Source organism: Endozoicomonas sp. (assembly GCF_031844845.1).
In the GTDB taxonomy this organism is placed as follows: domain Bacteria; phylum Pseudomonadota; class Gammaproteobacteria; order Pseudomonadales; family Endozoicomonadaceae; genus Endozoicomonas.
On sequence record NZ_JAVRMB020000086.1, the window covers coordinates 1 to 6,581 of the forward strand.

Genomic DNA, 6,581 nt, shown 5'->3' on the forward strand with positions numbered 1-6,581 from the left:
TGATCCATTGCCATTTTTCGAGCCTTATGGGGCACATAATCAAGGTCACAACCTTCACCGGGCGTATCCAGGTTGATGGTTGGAGGAATCACGCCTTCAATCAGAGACTGAATACTGAACACAGCCTCAACAGCCCCGGCAGCTCCCAGCAAATGGCCAGTCATGGATTTTGTAGAGCTGACGGCCAGATGAGTAGCATGCTCGCCAAATACTTTATGAATAGCCCGGGTCTCAGCAAGATCTCCGGCCAGCGTTGAAGTTCCATGGGCATTAATATACGACACATCTTCAGGACTCAGGCCTGCATCTTCCAGCGCAGATAACATTGCCCTCGCCGCTCCCCGACCATCTTCCGGTGGCGACGTCATGTGCCAGGCATCACCACTCATACCGACACCACTGAGCTCAGCATATATTCTGGCTCCCCTGGCTATTGCGTGCTGGTATTCCTCCAGAACAACAATGCCAGCCCCATCACCCAGCACAAAACCATCACGGTCTGCATCCCAGGGGCGACTGGCTTTTTCCGGTGAATCATTACGGGTAGAAAGAGCACGGGCAGCTGCAAAACCGGTCATCCCAAGAGCAGATGAGGCTTTTTCAGCCCCTCCCGCCACCATGACATCCGCATCGCCACAGGCAATGATTCTGGCGGCAAGACCAATCGCATGGCTACCGCTTGCACAAGCCGTCGAAGTGGCAAAATTTGGCCCCTGAAGATTGTACCTCATGGAAACCCAGCCTGCGGCCATATTGACAATAGCTGCGGGGATAAAAAAAGGCGATATACGACGAGGGCCACTATTCAGAAGCGTAGAATGGCTTTGTTCAATAGACGTCAAACCACCAATACCAGAACCAATGGCGACCCCATAACGGTGGGAACAATCATTAGCTATTACAAGATCAGCATCAGCTATCGCCTCAGCAGCAGCAGCGACACCATACTGAATAAAGACATCCATCTTCCGGGCATCTTTACTATCAATCACAGCAGTAGGGTCAAAGCCTTTTACCACCCCACAGATACGCACACTGAAGCCCTCAGTATCCAGATGGCTAATTGACTCAATACCACTACGTCCCGATACAAGGCTGGACCAGCTATCCGCTACATTGTTACCTATGGGAGTGACAACGCCCATCCCGGTTACCACAACCCTTCTACGTATCCGCTGCTGCAACCTTTCTCTTTTTTGTTCTTCCGACAAGACTGACTCTCCTGCTGGCCGTCGCACAGACTTAACGATCCATTATTTTCATGCCCGAACATAAAAACGACAAAAGCCGCAGACAATTGTCATGCGGCTTTTATTAAGCTCAAATCAAGGCACAATCAGGCGTGAGAAACGACGTAGTCGATTGCTTCCTGAACTGTGGTGATTTTCTCGGCTTCTTCATCAGGAATTTCAGTTTCGAACTCCTCTTCCAGCGCCATCACCAACTCAACAGTGTCCAGAGAGTCCGCGCCCAGATCCTCTACGAATGACGCACTGTTAGTGACTTCGTCTTCCTTCACGCCAAGTTGTTCGCAAACAATCTTCTTAACGCGCTCTTCAATGGTACTCATACCTTGCTGTGCTCCTCTCGATATTCGGTGCAGCCTGAGGCTACAGGTGAACTAGTGTATATGGTCAATTGTGAAAATTTCAAGCCATTAATTCATGTACATGCCGCCATTGACATGAAGGGTCTCGCCAGTGATGTAACCGGCTGGTTCACTGACAAGAAAAGCAACGGATGCAGCAATCTCTTCGGGCTGACCCAGTCGTGACAGCGGTATCTGCCCCAACAGAAAAGCCCGCTGTTCTTCAGGCAAAGCCTTTGTCATATCGGTTTCGATAAAACCCGGGGCCACAGTATTCACAGTGATACTTCTTGAGCCGACTTCCCGCGCCAAAGCCCGGGTAAAACCTTCAATACCAGCCTTCGCCGCCGCATAGTTTGCCTGCCCCGCGTTCCCCATGGAACCCACTACGGAGCTGATATTAACAATTCGCCCCCAACGGGCCTTAGTCATGCCACGCAGAACAGCCTTACTCATACGGAAAATAGAACTGAGGTTGGTGTTAACCACATCATCCCACTCTTCATCCTTCATCCGCATGAGAATGTTGTCACGGGTAATGCCGGCGTTATTCACCAGAATCTGAGGTGCACCGTACTTCTCAGCCACCGCCTTAACCACCGCCTGACAAGCTTCTGTAGAGGTCACATTCAGAGCCATACCCTGCCCCTGAACACCCTCAGCCTGAAACACCTCTGTGATCGCAGCCGCACCGGAATCCGTTGTCGCAGTTCCAATAACGATGACACCCGCCTTACCAAGAGAGAGTGCTATTGCCTTACCAATACCACGACTGGCACCGGTAACCAGGGCTACCTTTCCTTCCAGATTCTTTCCTTCAAGAGCCATTATTTCCCGCCTGTTCCTTATTGGTTAGCTTCTGCCAGCATTTGAGCCATAACATCAGCAGACTCCAGCGTAGCAATGGGCGCACGTCGTGCAATTCGTTTATTCAGGCCTGCCAGCACCCTGCCGGGACCACACTCGGCAAACCGGCCAACACCGGCGGCCATCATGGTTTCGACAGACTCAACCCAGCGCACAGGGCTATAAAGCTGGGCCACAAGATTTGCTTTTAACTGAGCCGGATCAGAACAAACATTCGCTGATACATTCTGCACAACTGGAATTACTGGCTCAATCAGCTCAATAGTTTCGAGTTCCTGTCGCAACTTCCCGGCCGCTGGCTTCATCAGTGCGCAATGGGAAGGGACACTCACTGGCAGCTCAATAGCTCTTTTCGCACCCGCCTCTTTTACACAGACAATGGCTCTTGCTACGGCAGCAACCTGCCCCGCAATGACAACCTGACCGGGGGCATTAAAATTAACCGCCTCGACAACATCTCCCTCAGCAGCCTTCTCGCAGGCAGCAACCACGTCGGCATCGGCAAGACCAATAATCGCCGCCATGGCACCTTCTCCAGGCCCCACGGCTTCCCGCATGAAGAGACCGCGTAGTCTAACCAGTCGAACCGCATCCGCAAAATTTAAAGCACCGGCACAGACCAGGGCTGAATATTCACCCAGACTGTGACCCGCCATCATTGCCGGAGCCTCACCCTGGCGTTCACACCACAGGCGCCAGAGAGCAACACTGGACACCAGCAGTGCAGGCTGGGTGTTTTCTGTCTGATTCAATAGCTCAGCAGGGCCTTCAGAAACCATTTGCAGCAGATCAAACCCAAGCACCTCAGCAGCTTCTGCAAAGGTTGCCTGAACCAGAGGCTCTTTGTTGGCTGAAGACTCTGAAAGATAGTCAGCCAACATGCCAACCTGTTGAGACCCCTGACCGGGAAAAACAAAAGCCAGCTTATCCGTCATTTCAACCTGCTCTTTTTCCATAGTCTCTTTATTCCAACATCCCAGAATCAGTCAAACTCAATCCGATACAAAGCGAACCATAACGAGGTAACTACTCTAAAAAAGGCAGCCACATCAAAGTTTGGCAACGCTTCCCTGCGGAAAACCGGAGCAATTATAGAAAAAACAGACAACAAGGTAAGTAAATTTATGTTTCCGATCGCAAAAACAGGCAAACAAACGCTTCAATCCTGCTTCAAAATAGCCTCTATTTTTTCCGCCAGACGCCCGGGGACATCACTATCCACTTCACGAATCGCCTCCTCAATCGCCCGAAAAAAACCTTCCTCATTGGAGTGGCCATGGCTTTTCACTACAATCCCCTGCAGTCCCAGAAAGCTGGCACCGTTATACACCACCGGATCAATGCTTTTATAGAGCTTACGCATGACCGGCGCGATAAGGAGAGCAAGAAAACGACGCCAGAGCGTCTGTTGAAAAGCGCTAACAAGACTATCCCGAATCAGACGGGCCACGCCTTCGCCGGTTTTCAAGGCAACATTCCCTGCAAAGCCATCACAGACAACCACATCTGCACGACCCGCAAATACATCATGCCCTTCTATATAACCAATGTAATTTAAACGACCATCTTCTTTCAGCAGGCGACTGGCCAGCCGGACCTGCTCATTTCCCTTGATATCCTCAGTCCCGACATTCAGCAGACCAACCCTTGGAGAAGCAACGCCCCTCACCGAGGCAGCCAGCTGAGAGCCCATAATGGCAAACTGATAAAGATTAGTGGCTGAACAATCAACATTCGCCCCCATATCCAGCAATAGAACACTGCCACCGGAACTGGGGATACTGGCAGCAATCGCCGGACGATCAATACCCACAAATGTCTTCAGGGCAAATCGCCCCATAGCCATCAACGCCCCGGTATTACCAGCACTGACACAGGCAGCAGCATAACCATCGGCCACCTGTTCAAGAGCAACCCACATGGAGCTCCCCTCTTTGGCTCTGAGCGCAGTCGACGGTTTTTCGTCCATGCCAATGGTTTTCTCTGCATGAACGACATCAAGGCGGGTATGATTGAATGAAGCAGAGGAAAGCTCATCAGTAATCAACTGCTGATCACCAACAAGTATAAGATGAAGATCTGAATAGGTATCCAAAGCCCTGAGTGCGGCCCGGATACGAGAACGGGGACTTTCGTCCCCGCTCATAATATCAAGCGCTATTCTCCGTCCTGGAGTCGCGAACCGTCCTGGCATCAATCGACTCACTCGCCGACAACACCTTCAAGCACTTTACGACCACGATAGAAGCCGTCAGCCGTCATGTGGTGACGACGATGAGTTTCACCAGAAGTTGCATCAACAGACAGCTGAGCGGAAGTCAAACTGTCGTGGGAACGGCGCATATCACGCTTGGAACGGGTCTTACGATTTTTTTGAACAGCCATGTGGCAACTCTCCTGACTCTTTTAGGCCTTGATCTTTTGGCCTGAATCTCTATTTGGGTTCGGTGGTGTCTGTTTTCAGACTGGCCAGAACACTGAACGGGTTACGACGTTTATCCTCTTCCTCTGCCTGGGCAGCGAAAGCTTCAGCCTCTTCATCAGACTCAGTCGTAAAGCTTTGCTGAATCTGGCAGGCTTCAATCGGATGATAAGCCACAATCGGAAGGCTCAATAAAAGCTCTTCCTCCAACAGGGGTATCAACTCCATCGGCTCCTCCTGGAGCATCAGGGGTTCATAACCCTCTGGCAGCGATTGAGCCTGCTCATCGGTCAACACACCCATCAGGTTGAGCTCTGAACGCACGGTAAGTTCTGCAACATCAAGGCAGCGCTGACAAATCATTTTCAGATTTGCTTCAACATACCCCTGAACAACCACACGATGGTCTTCGCTCATATTGAAATGAAGGGAAACCTTCACTTCACCCTGATCGTCAGTGAGACTGGCAACCAGTCGTTCAAACTGCTTAAGCGCCAGCGAACCTTCGAACTGTAACCCCCGACGCGCGAGTTTTCGCGGATCAACGGTTTTTGGTAATTGGCCTGATAACATAAGCGCGCAATCATAGGGCGATGCCCCTTTTCTGTCAAACAACCTTTTTATCAGATATTCAACTATTTCATGATTAACAGGCTTCAAGCCCGTATTTTTCACAATCCCCCACCCTGAATGCGCAGGATGATTTCACAAAAATTCGAGACCGTGCATACTTGCCCGGCAATCTCTGAAAATTTGCACACCCCTCCTCATACTCACAAAGTCAGCCCATGAATATTCTACTAGCCTCTGGCTCATCTTATAGAAAAAGCCTGCTCGAACGACTCAACCTGAAATTCCACCAGGCATCACCCAATATTGATGAAAGCCCCCAACCCGGTGAGAACGCAGAAAACCTGACCCTGAGACTCTCAAAAGAAAAAGCTCTGGCTCTGGCAACTAAACACCCCAACACCCTGATCATCGCCTCTGACCAGTGCGCCTCGCTGGAAAACACCATTCTTGGCAAACCCGGCTCCCGGGAAAAGGCTATTAAACAACTCAGCCGCTGCAGCGGAAAAAAAGTCACTTTCTATACAGGCCTTTGCCTTTTGAACACCTCCACAGAACAGCACCAACTGGCATGCGTGGACTATTCTGTCTGGTTCCGAAAACTCTCCAGCACCCAGATTGCCACCTATATAGATAGAGAGAACCCGCTAGACTGTGCTGGAAGCTTTAAATGCGAAGGACTGGGCATAACCCTGTTTGAGAAAATGGCAGGAGATGACCCTAACAGTCTGGTTGGACTGCCCCTGATCACCCTGACCACCATGCTGATCAATGAAGGGGTCTATCCGATAGGAAGGTAAAGAAAAGAGACCGCCCTGAGGAAGCCTCTTGATTCGACTACATCAACTGAAAACCACCACCAAAGGCCTCTACCAGAGTGGCACTCACACCAACACCAAAGTCTCTGGCAAACTTCTCCAGCGGTGACAGGCGGGAGGTATAATCAACAATCTCTTCCTCACCAATCACCTCCCGGGCTACATAGCCGGCACTACCCAATCCATCAATAAGCCCAAGCTTTTTAGCCTGCTCACCAGACCAGACCATGCCTGAGAAAATATCAGCATCATCAACCAGGCGATCACCCCGCCCTGCTTTCACCGCATCAATAAACTGCCGATGAATAGCTGTCTC

8 protein-coding genes and 1 pseudogene are annotated in these 6,581 nt (G+C 50.8%); 1 reads left to right on the plus strand and 8 read right to left on the minus strand.

Going from position 1 to position 6,581, the window contains the following annotated elements; genetic code table 11:
- The 7 genes from fabF to RM811_RS03925 all read right to left on the minus strand — a co-directional run.
- Positions 1 to 1,145: beta-ketoacyl-ACP synthase II (gene fabF, locus RM811_RS03895; RefSeq protein ID WP_402520959.1), on the minus strand; the 1,145-nt coding region annotated here is incomplete at its 3' end.
- Positions 1,146 to 1,336: 191 nt separating this feature from the next.
- Entirely contained in the window at positions 1,337 to 1,570 is a 234-nt protein-coding gene (acpP, locus tag RM811_RS03900; RefSeq protein WP_402520951.1) for an acyl carrier protein, read from the minus strand.
- An 87-nt stretch (positions 1,571 to 1,657) separates the two neighbouring features.
- Positions 1,658 to 2,416: a 3-oxoacyl-ACP reductase FabG gene (fabG, locus tag RM811_RS03905; protein ID WP_402520952.1), complete on the minus strand. Its 759-nt coding sequence runs from the start codon at positions 2,414 to 2,416 to the stop codon at positions 1,658 to 1,660.
- A 17-nt stretch (positions 2,417 to 2,433) separates the two neighbouring features.
- Positions 2,434 to 3,390 carry an ACP S-malonyltransferase gene (fabD, locus tag RM811_RS03910; RefSeq protein ID WP_402520961.1) on the minus strand — a complete coding sequence of 319 codons (957 nt, stop codon included), beginning with the start codon at positions 3,388 to 3,390 and terminating at the stop codon, positions 2,434 to 2,436.
- A 224-nt stretch (positions 3,391 to 3,614) separates the two neighbouring features.
- Positions 3,615 to 4,649 carry a phosphate acyltransferase PlsX gene (gene plsX / locus RM811_RS03915; protein ID WP_402520963.1) on the minus strand — a complete coding sequence of 345 codons (1,035 nt, stop codon included), beginning with the start codon at positions 4,647 to 4,649 and terminating at the stop codon, positions 3,615 to 3,617.
- A gap of 8 nt (positions 4,650 to 4,657) precedes the next feature.
- The gene (gene rpmF, locus RM811_RS03920; RefSeq protein ID WP_402520954.1) at positions 4,658 to 4,840 is read right to left on the minus strand and encodes a 50S ribosomal protein L32; all 183 of its coding nucleotides are present in this window, start codon (positions 4,838 to 4,840) and stop codon (positions 4,658 to 4,660) included.
- A 49-nt stretch (positions 4,841 to 4,889) separates the two neighbouring features.
- Positions 4,890 to 5,552 (minus strand): YceD family protein, encoded by a 663-nt coding sequence (locus RM811_RS03925; protein ID WP_402520956.1) that lies wholly within the window; start codon positions 5,550 to 5,552, stop codon positions 4,890 to 4,892.
- A gap of 113 nt (positions 5,553 to 5,665) precedes the next feature.
- Here RM811_RS03925 and RM811_RS03930 point away from each other — a divergent pair, with 113 nt between their 5' ends.
- Positions 5,666 to 6,247, plus strand: a complete 582-nt coding sequence (locus RM811_RS03930) for a Maf family protein (protein WP_402520958.1) — start codon at positions 5,666 to 5,668, stop codon at positions 6,245 to 6,247.
- Between the two features lie 37 nt (positions 6,248 to 6,284).
- Here the strand turns inward: RM811_RS03930 and RM811_RS03935 are convergent.
- Positions 6,285 to 6,581, minus strand: a pseudogene (locus RM811_RS03935) (S49 family peptidase); the annotation flags it as partial.